Raw genomic sequence first — 25,845 nt, 5'->3', positions numbered from 1 at the left:
TCCTAATTGGAAAACTATTACTGGCGGTTCTACCTTGGACATCGGGATGCTGACGGTCTACAGGCAAAATGTCAGCGCTACTTGAACGTCAATGCACCACACTGGCCCATGGCCCAGACCTTTTGGAGTGACTCACCATGTCGAAGATCCTTTTCGTGATGACCGGCGTCGACTACTGGACGCTCGCCGACGGCACCAAGCACCCAACCGGATTCTGGGCCGAGGAAGCCGTCGCCCCGTACGAGGCCTTCACAGCCGCCGGGCACGAAATCGTCGTGGCTACCCCCGGCGGCGTCGTGCCCACGGTCGACAAGGGCAGCCTGGCCCCCGAGGTCAACGGCGGCCAACAAGGGGCCGACAAGATCAGCGCAGCTCTCGCCTCGATCACCGAGCTCGAACACCCGATCACCTTGGAGGACGTCAATCTCGGCGACTACGCCGCTGTCTTCTACCCTGGCGGCCACGGACCCATGGAGGATCTCGCAGTCGACGAGACCTCCGGCAAGCTCCTGATCAACGCGCTGGACTCCGGCAAACCGCTCGCAATCGTCTGCCACGCCCCAGCCGCCATGCTCGCTGCCACTCAGCCGGACGACAGCAACGCTTTCGCCGGCTATACAGTCGCCGCATTCACCAACGCCGAGGAGAGCCAAGCAGGCTTGGCCGAAAAGGCGAAATGGCTGCTCCAGGACCGACTACTCGAGGCGGGGGTGAATGTCCAGGAAGGAGAGCCGTGGGCCCCGAACGTGGTCACCGACCGAAATCTAATCACAGGCCAGAACCCGGCGTCGTCCGCTCCCCTCGCGGTCGAGGTCCTCGAGAAACTGGCCTGATCATGAGAACCGACCGGCGGTTCAGGGGGTGCCTCGCCGCCACCCACGGGCGTGGCCGGTCCGCGCACCAGCATATTCACGCCAAGGCGAGGCGGCGTCCAGGACCGTCGTCGTGGGCGCCGCCTCTTTGGGCCCGGTCGATCTGGGTGGTGGCGAGCGTGTCTGTTTTCGAAGCGCGGTCAACTCCGATATTTGTGGGTTGGGTACCGCAGGACGGTTATTCGGCTGGAGTGGATCGCTCATCTAATGTCGAGCGTGATCCGAACGTACAGTAGAGGATTGCTCAATATGTCGCTCGCGGGTCACTCCCAGGCGCTGCCGTCACCACCCGCATGATTCGTCCGGACGGTGCGGGGTTCCCGTTCCCCGCCCTTGCCTCACCGGTCGTCGTCAGTGATCTAAGTCAGCCCGAAGCCAGTCAGCCCGGCCTCGCACGTCACCCTCACCGGAGCCGGCAAGGACCGGATCCACTCGAAGATCTCACCATGATCGGGCGTCAGTCTTCGATCGAACAGCTCACCGGTCCGCCCGTCGAGGCCGCATGCGACGACCGATCGTGCATGCACATCCAATCCGACGCTCGTACGCTGACATTACTGGGGCCCAGCCCAGCCCTCATATCGTCTAATCCGGTTCGAAAGGACGGGTCTCTCCTGTTCACGTCGGCCCTGAGTCATGTCAATACAGATAGATTTTCCTCATGGGACATGCAGATTCCAATGACCCGGACGGGCGTCCAGCTGCGCCGGCGACGAGCCCACGACCGGACCTCAACCTGCTGCGCACCTTCCTCGCCGTATTTCGGACCGGTTCCTTCACGGCGGCAGCACACCTGCTCGGGTTGTCGCAGCCCACAGTGACTACCCAGATCCGCGGGTTGGAACGCCAGATGGGGCGCTCGCTGTTTGACCGGTTGGCACGTGGTGTGGCGCCGACACCGGCGGCTCACGACCTCGCCTCCCGCATCGCCACGCCCCTGGATGCACTCGCTGCCGCCGCTAGCCAGGAGCGGCCAGACGCTGGGCACGGCCCACCTGTGCACCTCGCGGGCCCCGCGGAACTTCTGTGTGTCCGTGTCCTACCAGCCCTGGCTCCACTGGTCGCCGACGGTATCCAACTCCGGGCGACCATGGGCTTGACGGACACCCTGCTCAACGAACTACGGTCGGGCCACCACGACCTGGTTATCGCTACCACCCGCCCGCGAGGCCGTACCCTTGCCGCCGTACCTCTGCTGGACGAGGAATTCATCCTCGTCGCAGCTCCGGAATGGGATTACCGAATCCGGGACCGACTTGCCACCGACGGCCCCGCCGCGCTGCACACTGTCCCCCTGGTCACCTACGCGGAAGATCTGCCGATCGCTCGCCGCTATTGGCGCCATGTTTTCAGCACCCGCCTGAATTGCCCGCCCGCGATCACAGTGCCCGACCTCCGCGGCGTACTCGCAGCGGTCACCGCCGGTGCAGGATTCGCCGTGCTGCCCCGCTACCTCTGCCACACTGAACTCGCCTCTGGCGCGCTCGTCACCCTCCACGAGACCGACGATCCACCTATCAATACCGCCTACCTCGTTCAGCGGCCGGGAACGTCGGACAACCCCAACGTCGCCCTCATACGCGATCACCTGCTCCGGCTGGGACCTACGTGGTGATACTACCGAGGCCTCGCGACGCCGGGGCCGGGAGCGGCGACACACTCCGGCGAAATCAGCGCCATGGCTCGCGAACGACTCTCTCTCCCTGCTGGTGTGGTAGCTCCCCTGCGGGTGTCCCGATTAGCTCCCCGCGATGACGATTCGTCACCGGACGGGGCTGCCGGGACTGCGCTGGTCAGTGAGTTCCGGTCAACGGCCGGCTTTCGGGACGTGCCGGTAAGGTTTCCCTTCCGTACGCACATCCGCTTGGCGTGGTGGACCGACCCTCGGTGGCGTGACCGATGATTTTTCCGCGCCGTGCCGGTCTGTACACCGAGTACCGACTCGCGGGAGGCTGACACCATGCGGAAACTGACCTTCGCCATGAACGTGAGCCTGGACGGTTACATCGCCGCGCCCGGCGACGACCTCGGCTGGAGTGTGCCGAGCGACGAACTGTTCCAGTGGTGGTCCGACCGGGTGAGGGCGACAGGCACGGCGCTGTACGGGCGCAAACTGTGGGAGACGATGAGCTCCCACTGGCCGACCGCCGACCAGCAGCCGGGTGCCACACCGGCGGAGATCGAGTTCGCCCGTCGCTGGCGGGACATGCCGAAAGTGGTCTTCTCCTCGACGACCAGCACGGTCGACTGGAACACCCGCCTGGTCACCGGCGACGCGGTCACCGAGATCACCCGGCTCAAGGCCGAGGACGGCGGCCCCATGGATATCGGCGGCGCCACACTCGCCGCAGTGGTCATGCGGGATGGGCTGATCGACGAGTACGCGATCGTCACCCATCCGGTCCTGGTAGGGGGCGGCACGCCGTTCTTTGCGGCCCTGGACAACTGGGTGAACCTGACCCTGGTGGAGACCGGGACGTTCCCTGACGGCGTGGTCCTGACCAGGTACGAGACCAGGCGCTGAGTACCCAACCTCGGATCGGCCCGGGCTTCGGGCCGATCCGAGGATCTCGTGGCGCTGTGTTTCGAGGCGATCGTGATACCCGTCCCGGATCACAGACCGTGTATGTAGAGGATCCGCTTTCGGGACGAGCGCCGACCCTCCCGGGTGTGCGCTGGGCGCCGATCTCGTCCCGGTGTAGGTTCCTTGGGTTCGTGCGGTGATCGCAACACCACTGATCAAAGGGTGTTGCACATGGCGAAATATTCTCATCGGATGGTTCCGGAGATCTTTCAAACGTTCTGGGCGGGGATGGCTGCGGGTGAGTTCATCACGGACGCGGCCGAGGCGGCCGGCTCATATCGCAAACAGGGCGCTCGGTGGCTTGCGGCATGCGGTGGGGTGCGTCCCCGGCGTGGCCGCAACCTCAAGGGCCGTTGTTTGACGTTCGCGGAACGGGAAGAGATCGCCATCGGCATCGCCGCAGGTCACACGCTTCGTGACATCGCGAAAGCCCTGAACCGGAGTCCGTCGACGATCTCACGCGAGATCGCCCGGAACCGTGAGCCGTCCGGGCGGTACCGAGCCAGATCGGCGCACGCAGCGGCCTACCACCGGGCGTCCCGGCCCAAGCCGTCCAAGCTCGCCACCAATCCGTCGCTGCGCGAGACGGTGGAGAAATCCCTGACCGGAGCGCCATTCACCCGAGCAGATCGCGGGCCGCCTCCGGCTCGATTTCCCCGACGATCCACGGATGCGGGTGAGCACCGAGACCATCTACCAATCGCTCTACCAACCCTCCCGCGGCGGACTCGAACACACCCTCACCCGATCGCTGCGGACCGGACGTGGGCTGCGCCGACCCAGCCGCAAGGCCGGCCAGCGCAAGAATCGGATCCCCGACATGGCCAACATCGCCGACCGCCCCAAAGACGTGAAAGACCGTGCAGTAGCGGGGCATTGGGAGGGTGACCTCATTGTCGGCAAACGGAATCTGAGCGCGATCGGCACGCTCGTCGAACGTTCGACCGGCACCGTCATGCTCGTTCATCTGCCCGACGGATACAAGCCCGAGGAGACCGCGCCCGCGTTGACCGAACAGCTCGAGACGCTGCCCGCGATCCTGCGCCGGACCCTGACGTGGGACCAGGGTTCGGAGATGCGGGACTGGAAGAGCGTCAGCGCGGCCACCGGCATCGACATCTACTTCTGTGATCCACACGCACCCTGGCAGCGCGGGACCAACGAGAATTCGAACGGCATTCTCCGTCAGAACTTCCCCAAAGGTTCGGACCTGAGTGTGCACTCGAAAGCAGACCTGGAGTGGGTCTCACGGCAACTCAATGAGCGCCCCCGGAAACGGCTAGAATTTCGCACACCCATCGAAGAAATGGAACGACTGCTGTTGCGATGACCGCCAGAATCCGCCGATCGCCCAGCGGGACGGCCGGACGACGTCATCGTCCCAGATGCCGCGTGATTTCATGCCGAAAGTTGCGCAGTTACCCGGACAAAAGGTGCGTGCCGGCGCTTCCCTCGCCAACCCGCACCAAGTCGATGTGTTCGAACGCCCGAGCTCTTGACAGAAACCGAGGTTCCCTCCACCGAGTGCGCTGATGAACAGCACCACAAGGAGCACCCCGGCGACCAATGCTGCAGCTCGACGTCGCCCCCTCCCCTCGCGCCGGTCCCCCGGGCTGCCAACGGACACGGCCATCGACGGCAATCAGCGCACGGGTGAGTGTTGTTGCCGGGTTCCCCGCCTCGGGACCGTCGTCAGATCCCGACCGGAAAGCCCCGGTCTTGGACCGGACGACGTCGCCGAGCCGGCTGGTTTCACTACCGAACTGTTCGATGATCTTCGTGGACTCTTCTCCATGTCGAACCTCACCCGGCGGCAAGGACACCGAGCTTCGCGCGCCCAGCGAACCAGGACCGCCGATCGGGCTATGCTCGAGGTTGGTTCGGGAACACCCACGACCTGCCCGATGACGGGCACCGAGGGGCGATGCAGGGGCCAACCATGGCCGTTGATCCACTGGCCACGCAACGTGACCTGACAACGCGGATAGCAGCGGAGCTCGCCGACGCCGGATTCGAAGCAATGCACGAAATCGGGCATGGCGGCTTCGGCGTCGTCTACCGCTGCCGACAGCCTTCCCTCGATCGGATGGTCGCGATCAAGGTGCTCACCGCGGACCTGGAGACGGACAACCTCGAACGGTTCCTGCGGGAGCAACGCGCGATGGGCAAGCTGTCCGGACACCCGCACATCGTCAGCATCTTCGACGTCGGCGCCACCGACTCCGGCCGACCATACCTGGTGATGCAATACCACCCCCGTGGATCGCTCGACGCGCACATCCACCAGTCCGGCCCTGTCGACTGGGAGTCCGCGACGCACGTCGGCGTCATGGTCGCCGGCGCGCTCGAGACCGCGCACCGTCACGGCATGCTGCACCGCGACGTGAAGCCAGGAAACATTCTGCTCACCGACTACGGCGAACCGCAGCTGACCGACTTCGGCATTGCACGCATCGCCGGCGGATTCGAAACGACCACCGGCGCAGTGACCGGCTCGCCGGCCTTCACCGCGCCGGAGGTGCTGCAGGGTGACGCGCCGAACCCAGCCGCGGACGTCTACGGCCTCGGCGCCACCCTGTTCTGTGCCATCACCGGTCACGCAGTCTTCGAGCGTCACAGCGGGGAGGAGGTGGTCGCACAGTTCCTGCGAATCGCGCGGCATCCCATCCCCGATCTTCGTGCCGAGGGCATCCCGGCGGATGTGTGCGAGGTGCTCGAGCACGCAATGTCTCGGGATCCGGCCAACCGGCCGCCGACCGCGGCCGACCTGGGCGAACTGCTCCGCGACCTGCAGGGCGACCACGGGTTGGCGGTCGACGAGATGCCGGTCCCGATCTCGGCAGGGACGATGCCGCCGGTACCGGGAACCGCACAGCACAGCGGACCCCAGCAGGGTGTGCCGCGACCACGCCTCACCCCAACCTATGTACGGACCGCCGCGTGGCGGTCGTCCACGGCGGCGATCACTCCGCCCGCCGCAGCGACCAGATTCAGTCCACCTGAGCGGTCCGGGCAGCTGGTACCGCGCCTACGCCTGCTGGACCAGTTGCGAGCCGGGCAGCGGCGGCGGCTCGTCGTGATCCACGCGCCGACCGGATTCGGCAAGAGTGCGCTGGCCGCCCAGTGGGCGGACGCCCTCGCCGCCGAGGGCGTTGCGGTCGCGTGGCTCACCGTCGATCACGACGACAACACCGTCGTGTGGTTTCTGGCGCACCTGATCGAGGCGATCCGGGTGGTGCGTCCCGATCTGGCCCGTGAGCTCGGTGCGGCACTGGAGGAGCACGGCGACGATGCGGAGCGCTACGTGCTCACGTCGCTGATCAACGAGATCCACGAGCGAGGCGAGCAGGTCGCCGTGGTCATCGACGACTGGAACAAGGTCAGCAGCGCCGACACCCGATCGGCGTTGGCGTTCCTACTCGAAAATGGCTGCCACCATGTGCACATCGTGGTCGCCAGCCGAACCCAGTCCGGTCTTCCTCTGAGCCGGATGCGGGTGCACGACGAGCTGGTCGAGATCGACTCCACCGCATTGCGATTCGACCGAGGCGAGTCCAGACGCTTCCTCGTCGACCTGGCGGGGCTGGACCTTGATCGCAGCGACGTGGACGAGCTCACCGAATCGACCGGCGGGTGGGCAGCGGCGCTGCAGCTGGCGTCGCTGTCGCTGCGTGACTGCGACGATCCCACCCTGTTGATCGCGCATCTGTCCGGCCGACACCATGCCATCGGTGAATTCCTGACCGAGAATGTGCTCGCCTCCCTCGATTCCGCAATGCTCGACTTCCTGCTGGCGACGTCAGTCACCCAGCGGATCTGCGGCGAGCTGGCCTCCGCACTTTCCGGCGTATCGCGCGGTCAGGAGATGCTGGCCGAGGTCGAGGAGCGTGATCTGTTTCTGCGCCGCGTCGACGACGAGGGCCAGTGGTTCGCCTACCAACCGCTGTTCGCAGACTTCCTCCGGCAACGGCTGCAGCGCGATCGACCGGAGGAGATTCCGGAGCTACACCGCACTGCGTGCGAATGGTTCGCCGCGCATCACATGCTCAGCGACGCGGTAGATCACGCACTGGCCGCCGACGATCAACGGCGCGCCGTCGAACTGGTCGAGGACGGCGGCATCTACCTGATCGACCACTCGCAGGTCACTACCCTGATCGGGCTGGTCGGGAAACTGCCGCCGAGGTTGGTTGTGGGGCGACCGCGGTTGCAGTTGTCCCTCGCCTGGGCAAACATTCTGCTGCACCACACCGACGCCGCGCGGCAGGCCCTCACCCTGCTGGACGCAGCGCTCGAACGCAGCGAGCTCGGAGAATCGGAGATCGCCGAACTTCGGGTCGATGCCGCCGTGGTGGAGGCGGTGGTCGAGTCGCGCGCGGATCACACCGACCTGATCGACGAGTTGGTCACGCCCGCCCTGGCGCGACCTGATGCATTGCCGCCGTGGGTGGTTTCGACCGCCGCGAACATTGCGACCTTCACCGCGAGCACCCGCGGCGACTTCGCCGAGGCCCACCGCCTTCAGGAGTGGGCGTTGCCTTACCATGAGCGCAACACCGGGCCGTACATCCTCGTCCACGGGCAGTGCTGGTTGGGTCTCGCCGAGATGGAACAGCTCGAACTCGACGCGGCCGAGGATCGAGTGCGCAAGGCGGTCCGCACGGCGCGTCGGACCGCCGGTCGGCACTCGCTCGCGGCCCGGCTGACCGGGTCAGTACTCGGCGAATTATCCTACCAACGAGGCGAACTCGACGAGGCCGAGCGGCTTCTCGACGAGGGCTACACGCTCGGCGGCGGGCCCGGGCCGGTCGATTTCAAACTCGCGCGCTATGCGCTCGGCGCCCGCATCAAGGTGCTGCGAGGCGACCCGGCCGAGGCGTCGATCCGGCTCAACGAGGGCATGCGGGTTGCCGAGGCCATGTCGCTGTCACGGCTGCGGGCTACGGTCGAAAACGAGCGAATTCGGTTAGGGCTCGACCTCGAGGCGGATCTGACGGGGCCGCCGCCGGTGCAGTATGCGCAGCGCCGACGGCCGGTCGCCGGCATCGATGCGATCATCGCGCAGATCGAGGAGGACACCGGGATCCGGCTGCTGCACGGGCGCGATCCCGAGCTCGCCTGCCTCTGGGCCCAGGAATGGGTGGATCGCCACGCTGGCACCGAACGGAGGTATTCACTGCTGCTGGCCCAGCGATTGTCGGTGGGGTGTCTGGCCGCGGCGGAGCACGTCGACGACGCGAAGGCGCTGCTCGCCGAGATCGCCGCGCGCTGCGCCGCGCTGCGGCTCCCGCGTTTCCTGCCAGACGGAGGTCCGCGCCTCGCCACGCTGTTGGCGGCATTACACGCCGATCAGCGCGAGGGGCACTGGCGGCCGGAATGGGCGGCGGTACCGGCGGCCTTCCTGCAGGCGGCAACGGCTGCCGCGGTGCCGCACACACTCTAAATGGTCGAGGGGATCGCCGAAGTGGCGATCGGCGGACAGCGCGGCATCGGCAGAAGCATGGGAAGGGCAACTACTGGTTTGAGATCGCGGTGATTTGCGGGCTGTCGGTCCTCCTTTCCGGCACGGCCGGGCGATTCCGGTTCTTCGTGCTGCTCGGCGTGCCGGCCGCGATCGTGCTGCTGATCCACGCCTGGTGGCTTCCGCGGAAAGGCACACGGTTGACGACATCGTCGCGGAACTTGCGGCATCGGCGGGGAGAGTCTCATTCCGCCTTCGCCCCTGCCCTGCTCCCGTACTCCAACTCGGCCCCGAGACCGGCAAGCAACCGTGATGCTGTTGCGTTCTGGATTGCGATCATTTCGCCCGTGTCTGGCGTAGCGCCGGGCCCGAGGCCGAAGTAAGCCCAGCGCGGCCGCAGCGTACATCCTCGCCAGACCTTCGCAGCCGTGGTTCCGAGTCCGTAGTGGATTCGACGCACGCCGTTGCGCTGGGCCCATTTGATGACGTCGTAGTAGACGACGTTGAAGTAACAGTATGCACCTGAAGATGCCTCGTAATCGAAGCCGGCAGCACGCGTATACAGCACATCGCCGAACCGGAAGGCCATCAAGTATCCGAGGATCTGTTCGGTCCCGCGTGCGCTGAACACGACGAGCCGCTCGCCTACAGTCTCGCGGAGGGTGTCGAACTCCCTACGCGCCCATGTTTGTCCGGCCGTGTGACCATATTTTTCCCGCAATGCCGACCGCAATCGGACATGGTCGTCGCTGAGCGCCCCTGGGCCGTAGTCAACTTCGGTTCGAGCACCGAACTCGGCGTATGCTCGGATTTCGCGTCGGATGGTCCTCCGCCGCGAACTGGGCAATATCGAAAGGTAGTCGTCGAAGTCGCCGTCTGGCACGTCGAGGACGCCTTCACCGCCGAACACCGAACGACAGAGTCCGGCGGCGACGGCGTCCGACTCCAGAACGGCGTCCTCCTCCGGATCGAGGTACAGCAGTGCATGGCTTCGGCAGCCTAGGAGATCGGCGACCACCTCTGCCAGTCTGGCCAGCGCCGGGACGACAGTTGAAACGGGGAGCGTCGTGCGACCGTGTGCAAAGGCCCGCAGTCCGAGGTTCGATCCGAATGTGCCAACCGTCAGCGACGGGTAAAGCGCCGGCCGCGCCGCCTCGACCCCCGCAGTCAACGAGGGCAGCGCTGCCTGTTCGTCCGGCGCGAGATGGGAGACCGAGCCGATCGCGGACAGATCACCGATGATCCGCGGACCGTTGTAGAACAGCAGGCCTCGGGTGTCCCGAATGATCAACGCCGGTGCTACGGCGACCGGTCGGCTGTCCGCGCCGTCGATGACCAGGTACAGCGATTCGTGGTCGGGATCGGCCTCCACAAAGCGCCACCATTCGGTCGAGGTCCACGCCGCCTCCCCGTTCAACGCTGCCAAACCCTCCTGCACGAGTAGGTCGATGGTGGCGACTACCCGCCCGGTCAAGCCGGCACCGAGTTCGATCCGCTCGACCCGTGGTAATCCGTTGGCGCGCATCTAGGTCTCCACTCGCGGCCGGGACAGCGCCACCGCGCGCCGCAGAACGGCGCGGACATCGTCGTAGCTGACCGATCGGGCGATCGCGTAACCGAGCACGGCGCTCAATGTGTCACCGGGCGGGAGCATGATGTTCCCACCGATTTCACGCTCGAAGACGAAGTGCTCGATTCCAAAGATGTCGAGAACCTCGGCCAGACCGTCGAAGCCCGCGAATCGGCCCCGTGCCGGGCTGAGTACGCCGCGGCTGCCCGCGTACCGATTCCGCGTCGGAATCATGTCGGGCTGCTGCCCGGTTGCCACTCGAACGAGGTTTTCGTGGAAGGGAATTCCGGTGGCGAACGGAATCAGGTGGGAGGTGATGTAACCACCGGCCGGCCGGGCGGCGATCTCGAGCAGCTTGGCACTCCCGTCGGGAAGGACGCGACATTCGAGATGGAACGCACACCAGTTCAGGCCGATCGCCTTGACCACGGCTTCGGTGAGGTCGTACACGCTACGCTGCGCGGCTGCCGGCAGAGCGGTGGGGTGCACCTGTTCGTACTCGACGTAGTACGGCTCGGTCACCCATTTGTCCGTGATCCCCGCGATGTGCACTTTCCCGTCACTGACCAGGCCCTCGACACTGTGCTCGGTGCCCCCCAAACGCTCCTCGTATACGAATTCGCCGTCGTAGTCGGCAAACAACCGAGAAATGCCCGTGGCGGTCAGCCGGGACGCGTGCGCGTACAACGCAGCGAGATCGGCGCCGTCCTCGACCTGCAGTATGGACCTGCTGCCACTGCCACCCGCGGGCTTGAGCACCGCAGGTGTGCCGATCTCCTCGTAGGCCGACTGCAGGTCCGACAGGGAACGAACATGTCGAAACCGTGGAATGAACTGCGGCTGATCGGCCATCGCGGCCCTCATCGAGTGTTTGTTGCGAGCCCGGTGCGCTGCCTCGGTGCCAGGCCCCGGCCAGCCGCATCGCTCTGCCAACGCGGCGGCCAACTCGACACCGATGTCCGTCCAGGACACGACGCCCTCTGCCCCGCTGCGGGTCGCGAGTGCCATGGCTGCCTGCAGGGCTGCTGGGCGGTCGAAGATGTCGACGATTTCGACATCGTCGACCAGGTTCTCAGATATCGGCGGAACCGACCCCGTGACCAGGGCAACTCGATACCCGGCAGCGTGTGCGGAGAGCAATGCTGCCTGCACTTCCAGAGGGACTCGCCGAGTGCCCATGAAGACGATTGTTCGACGTACCATATTGCTAGTCCCCTTGTCGTTGTTCGGAGTGTGCATGGCAGTGGTGGTGTGCGTGCCGCCGTCCGGTGCCGGCCGGTCGTTCTTTCGCCGGTGGCCGCGCACTGTGGACGGGGCTCGCGTGGTGCCGTTGTCGCGGCCTGGTCATGAGGAGCGCATGAACGAACCGCTTGCGACGTCGCTCACCGCGGCCGCGGCGGACGTGGCAGGCAGGGTTCTCACCCTCGAACAACCCCAGGTTGTCCTTTTCGGTCACAGCATCGGGGCGACGGTGGCGTTCGAGGCCGCCCGACTGCTCGCCGACGACGCGGCCGACGTCGAGTTGGTGGTGTCCGCGCGGCAGGCTCCGCAGTGCGCTGGAATTGCAGGAGAACTCGCCCACCAGACCGATGCCGAATTGCTGGCCACGGTCCAGTCGTGGGGCGCGCATGCGCTCGACCAATCGGTTCAGGACATGCTGATTCCGTTGCTGCGCGCCGATTTCGAGCTCAGCGCAAGCTATTCGTGGGATGGTGTTCGTGTGTCTGTGCCGGTCACAGCACTGAGCTACATCGACGATGTGGTGGTCGACGCCGCCGAAGTCCGTCGGTGGTCGGCGGCCACCTCGGCCTCTCATACCCATCTCATGCTGCCGGGCGGCCACTTCGCGGCAAGCGATCCGACGGATTCACTCATCGCTGTACTCCGTGACGCCGTGTCCCGCCTGCGATCGGGTCAGCCACGCGTCTGAGTGTTCTGTCACCGATATCCCCGTCGCGAGGAATCGCTCGAGAAGTGCATCCACCTTCCCGTCGACCAGGACTTCGTGGGCGTAGTGAACACCGGCTCCCCGGCCGCATGCTGCCCGAATCGCAGCCGCGTGCACCGCCCCGGTCAGTCGTCCCATACCGGTGACACCGGTGACGGGGTCGGTCTCGGCGACAATCACGGTCGACCTGTTCGTGGGCGTTCCACCCGAACTACCGCTCGACTGGACGGCCAACACGGTGACGTCGGTGTCCCCGTACCGAGCGGAAATGTGCGGAGCGAGTATGGCGTCGAGCAGGGCGCGGGGGCGGACCGGGCCGTCGATGGTCTGGACCGGCAGCTCCCCTAGCAGGCCAATCTCTGCGAGTAACCGGACACGATCCGCATAGCCCCGCCACCGCAGCGTTTTGGCCGTGTAATCGGCCAGCGAGCCGAGCACGGCATCGGCGCCGACGTACGGCGACAGACCATCGTGGAAAGCTTCCAGCGAGCCGAGGCCGGGGACGTCGACCAATTCGACCCCACTGAATCGCTCGACCTGGCGAAGCACGCCGCCGCGAAACTGGTAGGTCGGTCGTGCGTCGATCGTCATTCGCGTGCCATACCAGGAGACGTGATGCAACGGCGGTCGCGGTGACCGTGGGACCCCGCCACAGTATGAGTGAACGGTTCCGCCCACATCGAGGTCTTGTGCCAATCGCCGCGCGAGGATTTCGGTCAAACCGGGCTCGAGACCGGCGCCGACAACGATCGAAGCACCGGATGCCGAAGCGCGTCCATCCAGTTCTGTTCGGGGATCTGCTGGTGGGCGACCGATACCGACCAGCCGGAGGCCGTGCTCCAGCGTGAGATCGAGCGCCGGTGCGGCATCGACCCACGACAGGGCAGTGGCCAATACCGTTTGCTCCGCGAGTAGTTGCCGGGTGCGATGGTGTGCCGCGTCGCCGTGGTGCGCTTCTACCGCAACGTCGGCGGATGCCGGTAGGCCCGCTGCGAGCGCATGCAGCCGTCTCGCGTCGCGGTCGACCAGAGTCAGCTGCAGCGGCGCCGCATGGCGGGGCCAGGAAAGCACCAACTCGCGGGCAGTGGCGGCGCCCATCGGACCACAGCCGATCAGCGCGAACCTGACGGGATCGCTCATCCTCGGCCTCCACTCGTGCGCTGTGCGGCACCATCGAAGCGCCTTCGCGGCACCGCGAAGGCGCTGGCCAACCGGGCCGCGGTGTCCGGGACAAGCACTGCCCCATTGACCAGCACGTACAGGACCGCGTCCCGAAACCTGTCACCGTGGGATGCTCCGGCCAACCCGGTCAGGGTGAGCACCGCCCGCGCCGCGTTCTGGCAGGACAAGCGCTCGGGCCGCAGCGCATCGGCCATGTCGGAGGCGGCATGCTCGAGCTCGCTGCAGGGATCTCTGGAAGAGTCCTCGTCACGGGGTGGAACCTCGCCGGTATCCGCCCACGCTCGCAGCCGACGTACCGCGGAGACCTCTGCCGACTCCTCGAATGCCGATCGGGTGAAGTTGGTCGGCGAACGCTCGGGCCGGTTCGCAGCGAGGTACAGGCGGGCCGCATCGGCGCCCGCCACTCCGACAAATTCTGCGACGCCGACGATGTGGCGGCGGGACGTGGAGAATTTGGCCCCGTCGAGCATGTAGAAGTAGGTCAAGTGCATGACGTCCGGAAAGGGAGCGTGCGTTTCGGTCAGCCCGCGCAGCACTGCGGGGAAAAGGAATACTCGCTCGAACGCGTTGTCGACTCCGAACACCATGCTGGTCCTGGTGCGTGCGGGTTCGTAGGCACTATCAGCGCGGTGTCGCGCAGTCATGACGACATAGCGGGGTGCCAACTCGAATGCCGGGTAGATGGTCTGACCTGGCAACTCCTCGTCCAATGCCGGGATGCCCGGTCCGCCGAGGACCGTGACGGCAACGGACGGCAGCGCCTCCGACAGCACGGACTCCGCGTATTCGCGGACCGGGTCGCCGAGTGTGATGCTGCCCAGGTATTGCTCGAACCAGGCACGCTGTGGTTCCAGCTCGAGGAACGCACGGCGGAGGGGCCGAAGTTCTGTCGGCTCGTCGCACACGGTGCACACGGCGTCGAGCAGTTCGGCGTCGTCGTGGTACAGACCGCACTGTTCACAGTCGATGCCGTACGCGTCAGGCGACCCGCAACGCGGGCAGCGACCGGCAACGAGTCCCTGGAAGCGCCACGCTCGGCATGGCGAGCAGTAATGTGCGACGGAATCCCGCACTACGATCATGCCGAGCTCACGCAGCGTCGACCATGCTCGCCGGGTCATCTGCTCGATCGACGGCATGTCCTCATGTCGAAGCATCACGTCGTACCCGATATCGGCTGCGGCGAAAGACTCCTCGATTTGGGCGGCGAACTCGCTCGCGACGGCAAGGACGTCACGGCCCTGCCGGCGGGCGGCCAACAGCACGTGCGTTTGCTGCCAGGCGGTGCCGAGCAGGACAGCGGCGTCTTCACCTCGCGCGATGGCAGCACGCCGTAGTGCGTCCGCACCGATGTACGGCCCAGCGATGTGCCCGATGTGCAGGTCACCGTTCGGCGTGGGATTGCTCGGCACGATGAGGTGCTGGGTCATTGTCGGCTACTTTCCGTGAGCAGGTCGACGCCGGCATCCACCGGCGGATGGGCGGTAGGCCGATCCGCGACGTCCCACGAACACGTCGAGCTACGCAGGTCGGGATATAACGGGATCTCGGTGATCGTGTTCAAGACAGTGGCCGCACGCCACGAGGCGAGGCTGAGATTGGGATCCGCGATACCGTGACTGAGCTTTCCTGCGTTGAGGAAGAACATCTTGTTTCCGGCTGGGCCTGCCCATGAAACCGAGTAGTCGGCTGCAAGCTGTGGCAGGCCGCAGGTGGTACGCGCGATACGACCCCCGAGGGGATGGAGGAACTCGGGAAGGGGGAAGTGGTACCCGGTGGCGAGGACCACGATGTCGGCACCGACCGAATCGATTTCGCCGGTATCGATGTGCGTCAGGCTCATCCGCCAGCCCCTGCCACCCGGCCCACGGCAGAGTCCGGTCACTTCACGGCCAGGCAGCAGGGTGGTCCGAATGCGGTCCGAATCGACGAAATCGTTGTGATACAGCCTGCGGTAGATCGATTCCAGCAGCCCCTTCGAAATGCCGTCGCTGGCGAGCTGCTGGGCGTCGAGCAACTGGCTACGCCGGCTCTGCGATAGGCCGTGGAAATACCGAACATAGTCCGGGTGGAACCACTCGTTGGTGAACGGCGACTCGTCGAGCGGCTGGAACCCGATCCGCCTGCTCGCCCAGGTGAGCGAGCCGACTGCATCCCGGCCAGAGAGCTGCAGAAGGTGGTCCACCACCTCGGCACCGCTCTGCCCACCACCGACTACCACGACATCGCGGCCAGCGAGCGAATCGGTGTGGTAGCCGAAGTCAGATGAGTGGAACACATCCTCACCGAGCTTGCCTGTGGCGACCTCCGGCACGTACGGCCGCGGGCCGACCCCGATCGACAGGTGTTGTGCCGCATACGCGCCTCGGGTGGATTCCACCCTGAAAGCCTGCCCGTCGAATGTCACTTCCTCGACCGCACACCCGAACTGCACCTCATCCAATTGGTCGCTGACCCAGCGCAGATAGCTCTCGTACTCTCGGCGAGCGATCAGCGGGGTATGCAAACTGGCGAAGCGGTGGAGCCGACCCGTGCGCGCGAGGAAGTTCAGGAAGGTGTAGCGGCTCGTCGGATCGACCAAGGTTACGAGGTCTTTCAGGTGCGAAACCTGCAGCACCGCGGCGGACAGCATCAGCCCGGGGTACCAACGTTGTGTCGGTTGCCGGTCCAAGAACTTGCACCGCAGCCGACCGATCGGCTTGGAAAGTGCTGCGACGCTGAGATTGGACGGACCTGCACCGATACCAACCAGATCAAGGTGTTCCAACATTGACTGCTCCCTCGACGTCGGGACGGGCAAGCGGTGCGAGACGATTCAGGCTGTCCAGTACGAGCTGCCTCGAAGGACCGAAGTCGATCAGGCAGGCGACCTCGTCCACTCCGGCGGCGGCGACCGCCTCGAGCATTGCCAGGCACTTGGGCACGGCGCCGAGCAAGCTGGCGTCGTCGAAGAAGCGGCGCGTGCGTTCGTCGAGCAATTCCTCCACAACCGCATCGGACAACGCGGGCACCGCAATTCGTCTGCCGCCGCTCACCCGGCCACCACCAGCCGACGCCCGCAGCTCCAGCTCCAACGCCGATCGCAAGTACGACCGCAACGGTGCGCGAGCTGCCGTCCACGCCTGCGCGTCGTCGGCCGTTGCCAGCGTATGCAGCATCAGGGTGACCCGGCCGGAGTCGGGGTCGTGGCCCGCGGTCGCTCGCGCGTCACGGTAGAGTTTGATCTTGCCCGCCAGCTCGCCCAGGTCCTGGCCCAAAAGGTGCGTCAGTAGATTGGTTCCCAATCGTCCTGCCGCAGTGAATGTGTCGGGATTTCCGGACGCGGTCATCCACAGGGGCAACTCGCCGGAAAGAGGTGCCGGTTGGATAGCCACCTCGACCGTTCGGCCCGAGCCGTTGCGTCGTGTGACCCGCCTTCCGGCCCACAGCGCGCGAAGCTCTGCTACCGAGTCCCGCGAATCGGCCACCCGGGTCTCGTACCGGTCGGGCGCCAACACGAAGTCGTTCGTATTCCATCCGGAACCGATCGACAGCCCGATGCGGCCACCACCGGACAGATTGTCCACCACCGACCATTCCTCGGCGATCCTTATCGGATCATGCAACGGCGCAACGACGCTCCCGGCGCGCAGGTGACACCGCTTCGTTGTGCCAGCAAGTGCGGCGGCCAGAACGGACGGATTCGGGAACAGCCCACCGAAGATGTCGAAATGACGTTCGGGCAACCAGATCGCCTCGTAGCCGAGACGGTCGGCGGCCGCCGCCGCGTCGTGAACCAGGCGGTAGCGGTCTGTGCGGTCCGCCGGCACCGAACCGGAGAAGAACATCACGCTCAAGCTCGGCCTGGCGTTCACGGACGCCACCAGATCGACACGATCTCGACCGGAGTGTCGCCGTCGTTGTGCAGTTGGTGGCGTCGATAGCTCTCGTAGTACAGCGTGTCACCGGCCCGCACCCTCGACTGGAGGCCGTCCAGGGTCAGAACCCCCGATCCGGACTGGACGAACCAGATCTCGCGCACCTCATGGTGATCCTCGGCGGTGGTGACGCCCGCGGGCACACGGATGTGTGCCAGCGTGAATGGCGCCACGGAAACCTCGACGTTCGGCAGATCGACGATTCCGAGTTTCGCGCCCGAGGGCCTGTTCTCGAAGTCCAGTTCCGGCAGTTTTCCGTTGGCACTGTGGGCGACGCCTTGGGTGACCGAGTCTGTGGTCATCGGCTAACTCCTTCAATGGGTTCGAATTGGATGCGATCGCGAGATGATTCCCACGGCCATGACGTGGACAGAGCAGGGGTCAAATGGTCGATCCAGACTGCGCTCTCGCTGTGCCTGGCGAAGAACAGCGTGCCGGCAAGAGCGTCGTCACGGGCCTGCAGCAGGCGCAGCACGAACAACCGTTCGCCGTTCACGACCGTTTCGCCATCGATAGCAATTTTGCCGGGGGTCGCCGACATGACGGGGCCGCGAGCAGTGCGCGCCAGCCCGGATACCGCACGCTGCGCCTGCTGGTAAATGGTCAGCGCACGGGCCAGCGGAACCTCGAAGAACGAGCTCGCACCGGTGTCGCGCTCGACGAAGGTGTAGTAGGGCTGGATACCGAGCCGCACCATGTGCCGCCACATGGTTGCCCACGCCTGAGGTGAGTCGTTCACGTGGCGAATAATCGGCGCCTGCGCTCGGACTGCGGCCCCCGCGGAACGCAACCTCGCCACGGCGGCCGCTGCCGCCTCGTTCTCGAGCTCGCGGGGGTGCGAGACGTGCAGCATGATCGCGACGCTCTTTCCCGCGGCAGCGCACGCCTCGATCAGCCGCAGCAGCTCGTCGGCGTCAGGCCCGGACGTGACGCGGTACGGCCACTGCACCACCGCCTTGGTGCCGATGCGGATGTTCGTCACGTGCTCCAGATCGGGCGCGAGAAGCGGCGTGACCCACCGGGTCAGGACCGGAGTGGACATGATCAGTGGATCGCCGCCGGTGAGCAGCACGTCCGTGACCTCCCGGTGGCCACGGAGGTAATCGATACTCCGACCTGGACCGGGTGCGGCGAACTTCAGGTCCGCATCACCGACGAATTGCGCCCAACGAAAGCAGTACGAGCAGTATGAGTGACACGTCTGACCCTGGGATGGAAATACCAGAAGCGTGTGTCGGTACTTGTGCTGGAGCCCAGCAACCGGCTCGCCGTCGAGCAGTGGCACATTGTGCTCACGCTGACCGGAGGGATGCGGGTTGAGGTCTTGGCGGCACTTCTGGGCGATTGCGTGCAGCTGCTTGCGGTCGACGCCGTTCGAGAGCGCGTCCGACACCAGGTCGTATATACGTGGTGGCACCATCTCGCGGGCCGGAAAGGTCATCCGAAAGATTGGGTCGTCGGGAGCCGACGACCAATCGATCAACTCATCGAGAACATAGTTGTTGACTCTGAACGGCAATAGGTTTGCGACGACGCGCATTTCGTGCCGTTCTTGCTCCGTGAACTGTTCAAGCTGCGGAAGGTCGGCCAGCTGCACGCCGCGGAAGGTTCGCATTGGGTTCTTCATGTAGCTTGCCCCGATCCATTCGACGCGCCTGCTGGAAATATTGCCGACAAAGATCGACCGACCAACAGCTCGAGCCCGGCTTCGACGGAAACACCGTCGGCGAGTTCGATTGTGGCAGGTCGTTCGTCCTCATCTCGAGACCGACTCCTCGGCGGCCTGGGATGAATCATGGGTGGCTCTCCCCGTCACCGATAGACACCCTTGGGTGCAAAGTGACCCATCCACAGGCGTCCCGTTCGAGCGCGGAAGCTTCATGCCCCACCGCGGCCGATCGACGCGTGCACCGGGGTACCGAGCGCACTTCCCGAACGCGACTGACGTGCGAGGTGTGCGACGCGAAGCCACAGCCGGGCAAGGGGTCCGATACTCCACACCAAGGGTGGATTTACTCCAAGTGTGTCCGGCCCCCATGATGTTCCTGTCCATCGGGGGTGATCACCCCTCCGAAACGATTGCCTCATCGAGCAATTCATCCTGGGCGTTCCGCTGGAAGGGAAATACTTATGGAAGCCGTTTCAATCGCAGCATTATGGAGTCGGCTACTCGACGGGGCTCCTGTCCGACCCGATGACGATTTCTTCTTCGACCTCGACGGGAACTCGTTGCTCGCCGCCTCGATCGTTTCGGAACTCTCGGTATCCACGGGATTGCCGGTCGAACTCAGAGATCTCTATCTCGCCCCAACTCCGCGTGAGTTCGCCAGCTATCTCGACCAACTGAATCGACGCCTCGGCGAATACCGCACAACCTTGGCCGCCGGATTGGACCTCGGCGTCATCGCAGACGCCCTGGCCGAACTCGGTGCCTCCGCGGCGGACGCCCTGCTGCCCGACGAGGTGACGCTCGCTTACCGCGATGGCGACGGATCCCGGGTTGCATTGTTGCGTCAGGCTCGCGGAAACGGTGCCTGCACACGCCTTCCGATGCAGGGAGGCGACGTGCTGATACGACGAGGAGGGACGTTGCTGCGGTTTGATTGCGACCCTGATTCTGCCGGTGTGCGCATCCTCGTCACCGACCATCCCACCGGGTAGAGCGATGCGATCAAAGGTCACATACGCCGCCACCGGCTCGATCGACGTCCCACTACGTCGGGTGATCGAGTCCGGATTGTGCGGGACCAACCCAATGCACCCAGCAGTCGTGCAAGGCGATGCCGTGCTGACCTATGGTGAGTTGCTCACGAAATCTCGGGAACTCGCCGGGAAACTCACCTCTGGCACGGGCCCAGTTCTGATCAGAAAACCACGGGGCGTGGAGTCTCTCACCGAGATGGTGGGATGCATTCTGGCCGAACGCCCGTTCCTACCGGTCACTCCAGATTCCACGATCGATCCGGCCACCCTCCCGGTCACGCCCGAAGGCTGCGGATACCTGCTGACCACCTCGGGCACGTCGGGTGAACCGAAAGTCGTCGTCGGCTCGCGTAGCGGGCTGGCTCGCTACCTACAGTGGCAGCAGGCAGAGCTGGCTCTCGACCCGAGCGATGTGGTGTCCAACACTGCGGATCCGTGGTTCGATTTCTCGTTCAAGGAAACGCTCGGCGCTCTGGTCGCCGGTGCGACGATCACAGTGACACCCCCTGCTGCGCTCGCAGGCGGGACGACATTGCTGACGTGGCTCGCCGAGCATCAGCCCACAATGGTGTGCCTCCTTCCGTCGATGCTGGCCCGGTTGGTTACGGCGATGGACCGAGCCGACCCGACAACGGTCCGCTCGGCGACCGAGCGTCTGCGGCGAATCCTGGTGTCCGGCGAACCTTTTCCGCAACCGCTGCTGAGACGTTGGCGAACACACGCCCCTTACCCCGTCGTCATCAACCTGTATGGGCCCACCGAGTCCACCGTGATCAAACTTCGCCATGTGCTGCCGGTGGGCGCCGAGGTGCACACCGCGATCGTGCCGGTCGGCACACCGATACCGGGTACCGCAATCGAATTCGTGCCGGTCGATGACCTCGACGATGCCCAGGAGCTTTGTATAGTCAGTGAGGACCTCGCGCTGGGTTACCTCACGCCCGTCACCGGGTCGACCCGATTCGAGCGTGATGCGGCGGGCCGACGTCGACTGCGCACCGGAGATCTCGCCTCACTCGCGCCCGATGGCAGCGTCGTTGTGGAAGGCCGACTGGACCACGTCGTCAAGCGCCGCGGCGTCAAGGTCTCGTTGCCGGCCATCGAGGCAGCGGCGGTCGCTGTCCCGGCCGTCGACGCCGCAGCCGCGGTGGTGCAGCAGGGCGACCGGATCGTGTTGTACTGCGGTGTATCCGCAGGTTCGGACGCGCTGTCACTTCGCGCTATTCGGATGGCGCTGCTCGACACGCTCGCCCCAGCCCAGTTGCCGGACAAGATCCTCGTAGTCACGCGACTCCCGTTGGACAGGCGGGCCAAGGTCGATCGTGCGGCGCTTCGCAACGGCACAACGGGCAACTCATGAGCGTTCCTGACGTCGCAAGTGAGCCGATAACGCCGGCGCGTTCACAGCCGAGAAGCATGCAGCGCTTGGTCGCAGGCGCTGCCGTGGACTCATTCGGCACCGGAATCAGCGCGGCTGCCACGATCCTCTACTTCGTCACGATCGTCGGTTTCACCGCCAACTCGGTCGTCGCCGCAATGTCGGCCGGCGCGATCTTCGGTGTCCTCAGTCCCATCCTCGTGGGACGACTGGCGGACCGATTCGGGCTGATCAGGATTTACTGCACAGCCCTCGCGTTGCGCGGAGTCGGATTCGTCGCCTATGCCCTGGCCACCCAGTACGTCACCTTCCTGTTGTTGACGCTTCCGTTGATGGCATTGGAGGCGGCGACGCCGCCACTACAACAGTCGCTGGTAGCGCAGTTGTTCGCCGGTGATGCCCGAATCCGGGTGATGTCCTCGATCAGGGCCGCGCGCAACGTCGCACTCGGCGCCGGAACCCTTGTCGCGGGCGCCGCATTGACGACGCACTCGCAGCCGCTGGTGGCGGGCCTCCTCGCGATAAACGGGACCTCGTTTCTCATACTTGCGTGGGTCGTGTACTCGCTTCGTCGCAGTGCAACACCACCGGCCCAACAGCAGGAGAAGAATTGCGGAAGTTCGAGACCGGCATTGCGCAACCCGGCGTTTCTCGGCCTGGCCGGGCTCAACGGTCTGTTGCTTCTACACGACTCCGTCTTGTTTGTCCTGCTGCCACTGTGGATGGTGTTGCGACTGGGGGCCTCGCCACTGTGGGTCTCACTGATGCTCGCGTTGAACACCGGGCTCACGGTGGCGATGCAACTGGGGTTCGGCCGCATTCGGCGGTTGACGACCGCGACGAACTCGACATTGTTCGTCGCCGCCGGCGCCCTCGTCGCCGCCTGTCTCTGCTGTCTCACCGCCGAACGAATCACCGGATCAACGGCAATTGCCCTCTGCGCGGTGGCAGTTGCGTTACTCACTCTGGGTGAGAACCTCCATAGCATCGCGGCGTGGCAGGTATCTTTCGAATTGGCTCCGGATGGCCGCCGTAGCGAGTACCTCAGCGCATTCAACAGCGGTTCCGGCCTCCAGCGGATCGTCGGGCCGGTGCTCATGACCGGTGTGGTACTCGCGCTGCCCACAACCGGTTGGCTTGTTCTGGCCATCGTCTTTGGCGCGGCCACCGTTGGCTTCACGACGATATCAACTGCCTCTCGGGGCAACGACATTCACCTAACGGCTTCGAAATGAGGCGAACGATGTCAGATCACGTGCTTGTCGTCGGAGGAGGCATGACCATGCCGGGGTTGTTGCGGTCCCTGGGCACCGATGTGCGGACGTCGGTCGTCTGCCAGCTCGCCATCGTGCCGAAACTGCGTGAGCAACATTTGCATCAGCGCATATTGGGTCTGCGGGCGGAGGCGAGCGACCAGGAGTGGCTGGCGATTGCGTCAGCGGTCCATCGCCTCGATCCCTTCACCAAGATCGCGTCGTTCGCCGAACGGGATCAGGATCGGGCAGCCGTGATCGCAGAGGAACTCGGCCTTCCTATGCACACCAGGCAAACCATTCACTGGGTGCACCACAAGCCGAGCATGCGGGAGCGGCTGTCCGCGCTCGGCATAGACGACACACCCCACGCCATCGTCCGGTCCGTCGCCGAGCTGCGCGAATTTGCACGGATCCACGGATTCCCGTGCATCGCCAAGCCCGCCGTCGGTGCAGGGAGCATAGGAATCCGCCGGATCGAAACCGAGGCCGATCTGGCGACGGCCTTCGATGCAGCCGGCGTCACCGGCGAGTGGACCAGCGGAGGCGTGCTGGTCGAACGGCTGCACATCGGGTCGCAAGTCAGCGTGGAGGCATTTTCCGAGGGAGGCGTTCACGAAATCGTCTGCGTCACCCAGAAGTACTCCGACCCGTTTGCCCACGTCGAGGTAGGCCACGTGCTGCCGGCCCAGGTGAGCGCCGACCAACTGGCAGCGATCGGCGCCTACGTCCGCTCGGTGCTGTCGGCTTTGGAGATCGGCTTCGGCCCGACCCACACCGAGTTGGTGCTGACCGAGGGCGGGCCTCGGATCATCGAGACACACACCCGGCTCGCCGGCGATTGCATCCCCCAGCTGGTCCAGGACGCTCTTGCGGTGAACCTGACCGAGTACACCGTCCGCCAGGCCCTCGGCGAACGGAACCTCCTCAACGGGCTCCGCGCCGAGCTCGCCCACGCGGCGACGCGACCACCCCGGTACGAGGCAATCTGGTTCGCGTCAAGCGAGATGGACTGCACGCTCCAGTCGATAAGCGGCCTCGAGTCGGCTCGACTCGGCGAGGGTGTGCGCGAAGTGGAGCTGTACCGCGCTGCTGGTGCCAGGTTGGAGCCACTGCGCACTTCTGATTCACGGTTCGGACATGCTCGTGCATATGCGGATAACCCCCGAGCGGCGGTTTCGCGAGCCCGAGGAGCCTTGGACGCGACCGAGATCCGGGTGCTCCTCCCTCCCCTCCGCTCAACATCGCCTATTTGACTGGGAGCGGTTTGGTGAGAGCGGATGTCGCGCGAGACATGGAGGTCGCGCCACTCCTCGGCTGCAGTTCGCGGCTGGTGAAGTCACCCGACGATCCGGCACCAACCTCGCCCATCACGAAGTCACAGTCGACGCGGCGAACGCGGTCTTCTACACCGAGTGTGCGAGGATTTGGAATCCCATCCACGTCGACATCCGCGTGGCGCACGCCGCGGGACTCCCTGGCACCGTTCTGCACGGTGCCGAGACACTCGCGCGGGCGGTCCCGGCCATTTCTCGTGCCGGCGCTCGCACAGAGGGGCGGTGGTCACCGGTATCGGCTGCCTGTCGAAGGCCAGCTGAACGCGAGCTTTCGATATTGGACGCGCTTCCACCCGCAACCGCTACAAATGGAATTCGTCAATGTCGATCTTGGAGCAATCCCGCTTCGACGACAAGGTAGTCGTCGTCACCGGGCACCCTCGGGAGGGTGTCCGGATTCCGGATGCCGACGGAGGCACCGATGCTGAACTGTCTGCCTTCTATAGCGCTCTCGAGATCAATTCCTTCATGACCTCGTTGGATCCGGCGTAGATGCGCTGGATGCGGGCGTCGGCGTACATCTGGGCTATCGGGTATTCGAGGATGTAGCCGTACCCTCCGAATAGTTGTAGACAGCGGTCGATCACGGCGCACTGTTGGTCGGTCAACCAGTACTTCGCCATCGCGGCGGTGGTGACGTCGAGTTCGCCGCGAAGGTGTTTGTCGATGCAATCGTCGATGAAGGTGCGCGACACCCTTGCGAGGGAGGCACATTCGGCAAGTTCGAAGCGCGTGTTCTGGAGATCGAAAAGTGTATTCCCGAACATTGTCCGCGATTTGGTGTACGCGATGGTGAGGGCTACTGCGCGTTCGATCGCGGCGACGGCGGCGACGCCGCAGATCAATCTTTCCTGTGGAAGTTGCTGCATCAGCTGGACGAAGCCGGCACCCTCGCGTTCTCCGAGGAGGTTGTCCACGGGGACGCGAAGACGGTCGAAGAACAATTCAGTGGTGTCCTGCCCCTTCTGGCCCAGCTTGTCGAAGATCTGTCCGCGCGAGAATCCGGGAGTGTCGTCGTTTACCTCGGCGACAACGAGAGACACTCCCTTCGCCCCGAGCGTGGCATCGGTCTTGGCCGCGATGATGACGAGGTCACAGTTGCGACCGTTGGAGATGAAGGTCTTGGCGCCGGTGATGACATAGTCACCCCCGTCGCGCACGGCCTTGGTAGTGATGTTTTGCAGATCTGAGCCGGTTCCCGGTTCGGTCATGGCGATGGCACCGACCCATTCACCGCTTGTGAGCTTGGGAAGCCATCGCGATTTCTGCTCGTAGCTTCCGTACGCGTTCAGGTAGTGCGGGACGATTCCCGAGTGCACACCGAGTTGCAGCGAGTGGTCACCTGCCATCACCTGTTCGTGAAACAGCACGGCATCGTGAGCGAAAGTTCCTCCCCCTCCGCCGAACTCCGTGGGAATCGACATACCCGACAAGCCCAGCCTGCCCAGGGTGCCGTAGACCTCCTTGTCCGGAAAGCCCTGTTCGGCGAACCGGCGTTGGTGGGGGGTGACCTCCTTGGCGAAGAAGTTGCGTGCGAGTTCGGCAACTGCGCCGAGTTCGTCGTCCATCGATGGGGATGCGCTTTTCGTGGTGGCAGTGTGAGCAGTCAAGGGTCGTCTCCAAAGTTATTGCGAATCAGT

The 25,845-nt window shown here is 65.0% G+C and carries 19 protein-coding genes and 2 pseudogenes; 11 read left to right on the top strand and 10 right to left on the bottom strand.

The genetic code is table 11. The features are described from left to right. The first annotated feature begins 137 nt into the window (after positions 1-137). Positions 138-833 carry a type 1 glutamine amidotransferase domain-containing protein gene (locus tag CJ177_RS08240; RefSeq protein ID WP_061043436.1) on the top strand — a complete coding sequence of 232 codons (696 nt, stop codon included), beginning with the start codon at positions 138-140 and terminating at the stop codon, positions 831-833. Positions 834-1,237: 404 nt separating this feature from the next. Here the strand turns inward: CJ177_RS08240 and CJ177_RS48130 are convergent. Then, positions 1,238-1,399: pseudogene (locus tag CJ177_RS48130) on the bottom strand (IS110 family transposase); the annotation flags it as partial. A 134-nt stretch (positions 1,400-1,533) separates the two neighbouring features. Here CJ177_RS48130 and CJ177_RS08230 point away from each other — a divergent pair. From CJ177_RS08230 to CJ177_RS08215, 4 genes and pseudogenes are all read left to right on the top strand, one after another. After that, positions 1,534-2,487, top strand: coding sequence for a LysR family transcriptional regulator (locus tag CJ177_RS08230; protein ID WP_082833199.1), 954 nt, complete (start codon positions 1,534-1,536; stop codon positions 2,485-2,487). A gap of 345 nt (positions 2,488-2,832) precedes the next feature. Then, positions 2,833-3,396, top strand: a complete 564-nt coding sequence (locus CJ177_RS08225; protein ID WP_061043437.1) for a dihydrofolate reductase family protein — start codon at positions 2,833-2,835, stop codon at positions 3,394-3,396. Between the two features lie 252 nt (positions 3,397-3,648). Then, a pseudogene (locus tag CJ177_RS08220) lies at positions 3,649-4,786 on the top strand (IS30 family transposase). A gap of 609 nt (positions 4,787-5,395) precedes the next feature. Next, entirely contained in the window at positions 5,396-8,899 is a 3,504-nt protein-coding gene (locus CJ177_RS08215) for a serine/threonine-protein kinase (RefSeq protein WP_095867550.1), read from the top strand. A 262-nt stretch (positions 8,900-9,161) separates the two neighbouring features. Here the strand turns inward: CJ177_RS08215 and CJ177_RS08210 are convergent, their stop codons facing one another. Together CJ177_RS08210 and CJ177_RS08205 are read right to left on the bottom strand one after the other, a co-directional pair. Continuing rightward, positions 9,162-10,334, bottom strand: a complete 1,173-nt coding sequence (locus CJ177_RS08210) for a GNAT family N-acetyltransferase (RefSeq protein WP_257014432.1) — start codon at positions 10,332-10,334, stop codon at positions 9,162-9,164. 108 nt (positions 10,335-10,442) lie between these two features. Beyond that, positions 10,443-11,666, bottom strand: coding sequence for an ATP-grasp domain-containing protein (locus tag CJ177_RS08205; protein WP_257014431.1), 1,224 nt, complete (start codon positions 11,664-11,666; stop codon positions 10,443-10,445). On the opposite strand from CJ177_RS08205, the gene CJ177_RS08200 reads away from it, so the two are divergent. Next, positions 11,665-12,417, top strand: a complete 753-nt coding sequence (locus CJ177_RS08200; RefSeq protein WP_306453383.1) for a thioesterase II family protein — start codon at positions 11,665-11,667, stop codon at positions 12,415-12,417. The genes CJ177_RS08205 and CJ177_RS08200 overlap by 2 nt on opposite strands. Here the strand turns inward: CJ177_RS08200 and CJ177_RS08195 are convergent. Genes CJ177_RS08195 through CJ177_RS08170 form a run of 6 tightly spaced genes read right to left on the bottom strand, consistent with a single transcriptional unit; the run spans position 12,355 to position 19,149 of the window. Continuing rightward, positions 12,355-13,575 carry a saccharopine dehydrogenase family protein gene (locus tag CJ177_RS08195; protein ID WP_095867548.1) on the bottom strand — a complete coding sequence of 407 codons (1,221 nt, stop codon included), beginning with the start codon at positions 13,573-13,575 and terminating at the stop codon, positions 12,355-12,357. The genes CJ177_RS08200 and CJ177_RS08195 overlap by 63 nt on opposite strands. Beyond that, positions 13,572-15,047: a class I tRNA ligase family protein gene (locus CJ177_RS08190; protein WP_095867547.1), complete on the bottom strand. Its 1,476-nt coding sequence runs from the start codon at positions 15,045-15,047 to the stop codon at positions 13,572-13,574. The genes CJ177_RS08195 and CJ177_RS08190 overlap by 4 nt, the downstream gene beginning before the upstream one ends. After that, on the bottom strand, positions 15,044-16,387 hold the full coding sequence (locus tag CJ177_RS08185; protein WP_082833658.1) for a lysine N(6)-hydroxylase/L-ornithine N(5)-oxygenase family protein: 1,344 nt from the start codon (positions 16,385-16,387) through the stop codon (positions 15,044-15,046). The genes CJ177_RS08190 and CJ177_RS08185 overlap by 4 nt, the downstream gene beginning before the upstream one ends. Then, positions 16,371-17,471: a MupA/Atu3671 family FMN-dependent luciferase-like monooxygenase gene (locus CJ177_RS08180; protein WP_257014430.1), complete on the bottom strand. Its 1,101-nt coding sequence runs from the start codon at positions 17,469-17,471 to the stop codon at positions 16,371-16,373. The genes CJ177_RS08185 and CJ177_RS08180 overlap by 17 nt, the downstream gene beginning before the upstream one ends. After that, a complete protein-coding gene (locus tag CJ177_RS08175; protein WP_095867546.1) occupies positions 17,468-17,836 on the bottom strand; it encodes a cupin domain-containing protein in 369 nt (122 codons plus the stop codon). Before CJ177_RS08175 ends, CJ177_RS08180 begins: the two co-directional genes overlap by 4 nt. After that, on the bottom strand, positions 17,833-19,149 hold the full coding sequence (locus CJ177_RS08170) for a KamA family radical SAM protein (RefSeq protein WP_257014429.1): 1,317 nt from the start codon (positions 19,147-19,149) through the stop codon (positions 17,833-17,835). Before CJ177_RS08170 ends, CJ177_RS08175 begins: the two co-directional genes overlap by 4 nt. 515 nt (positions 19,150-19,664) lie before the next feature. On the opposite strand from CJ177_RS08170, the gene CJ177_RS08165 reads away from it, so the two are divergent. The 5 genes from CJ177_RS08165 to CJ177_RS08145 all read left to right on the top strand — a co-directional run bounded on the left by CJ177_RS08165 (position 19,665) and on the right by CJ177_RS08145 (position 24,566). Further along, entirely contained in the window at positions 19,665-20,195 is a 531-nt protein-coding gene (locus CJ177_RS08165) for a phosphopantetheine-binding protein (protein ID WP_005241350.1), read from the top strand. 220 nt (positions 20,196-20,415) lie between these two features. Next, positions 20,416-21,597, top strand: coding sequence for an AMP-binding protein (locus CJ177_RS08160; RefSeq protein ID WP_226955749.1), 1,182 nt, complete (start codon positions 20,416-20,418; stop codon positions 21,595-21,597). Between the two features lie 83 nt (positions 21,598-21,680). After that, positions 21,681-22,850: an MFS transporter gene (locus tag CJ177_RS08155; RefSeq protein ID WP_257014428.1), complete on the top strand. Its 1,170-nt coding sequence runs from the start codon at positions 21,681-21,683 to the stop codon at positions 22,848-22,850. A 41-nt stretch (positions 22,851-22,891) separates the two neighbouring features. Further along, positions 22,892-24,124 carry an ATP-grasp domain-containing protein gene (locus tag CJ177_RS08150; protein ID WP_231914452.1) on the top strand — a complete coding sequence of 411 codons (1,233 nt, stop codon included), beginning with the start codon at positions 22,892-22,894 and terminating at the stop codon, positions 24,122-24,124. Continuing rightward, complete coding sequence (locus tag CJ177_RS08145; RefSeq protein WP_306453382.1) at positions 24,009-24,566, top strand: MaoC/PaaZ C-terminal domain-containing protein; 558 nt, start codon at positions 24,009-24,011, stop codon at positions 24,564-24,566. The genes CJ177_RS08150 and CJ177_RS08145 overlap by 116 nt, the downstream gene beginning before the upstream one ends. Before the next feature lie 79 nt (positions 24,567-24,645). Here the strand turns inward: CJ177_RS08145 and CJ177_RS08140 are convergent, their stop codons facing one another. Next, the gene (locus CJ177_RS08140) at positions 24,646-25,773 is read right to left on the bottom strand and encodes an acyl-CoA dehydrogenase family protein (protein ID WP_095867544.1); all 1,128 of its coding nucleotides are present in this window, start codon (positions 25,771-25,773) and stop codon (positions 24,646-24,648) included. Between the last annotated feature and the right edge of the window lie 72 nt (positions 25,774-25,845).

The sequence above is a fragment of the Rhodococcus sp. ACPA1 genome (genome assembly GCF_002300195.1).
GTDB lineage: Bacteria > Actinomycetota > Actinomycetes > Mycobacteriales > Mycobacteriaceae > Rhodococcus_F > Rhodococcus_F opacus.
This window is presented reverse-complemented; position numbering and strand designations above follow the sequence as displayed.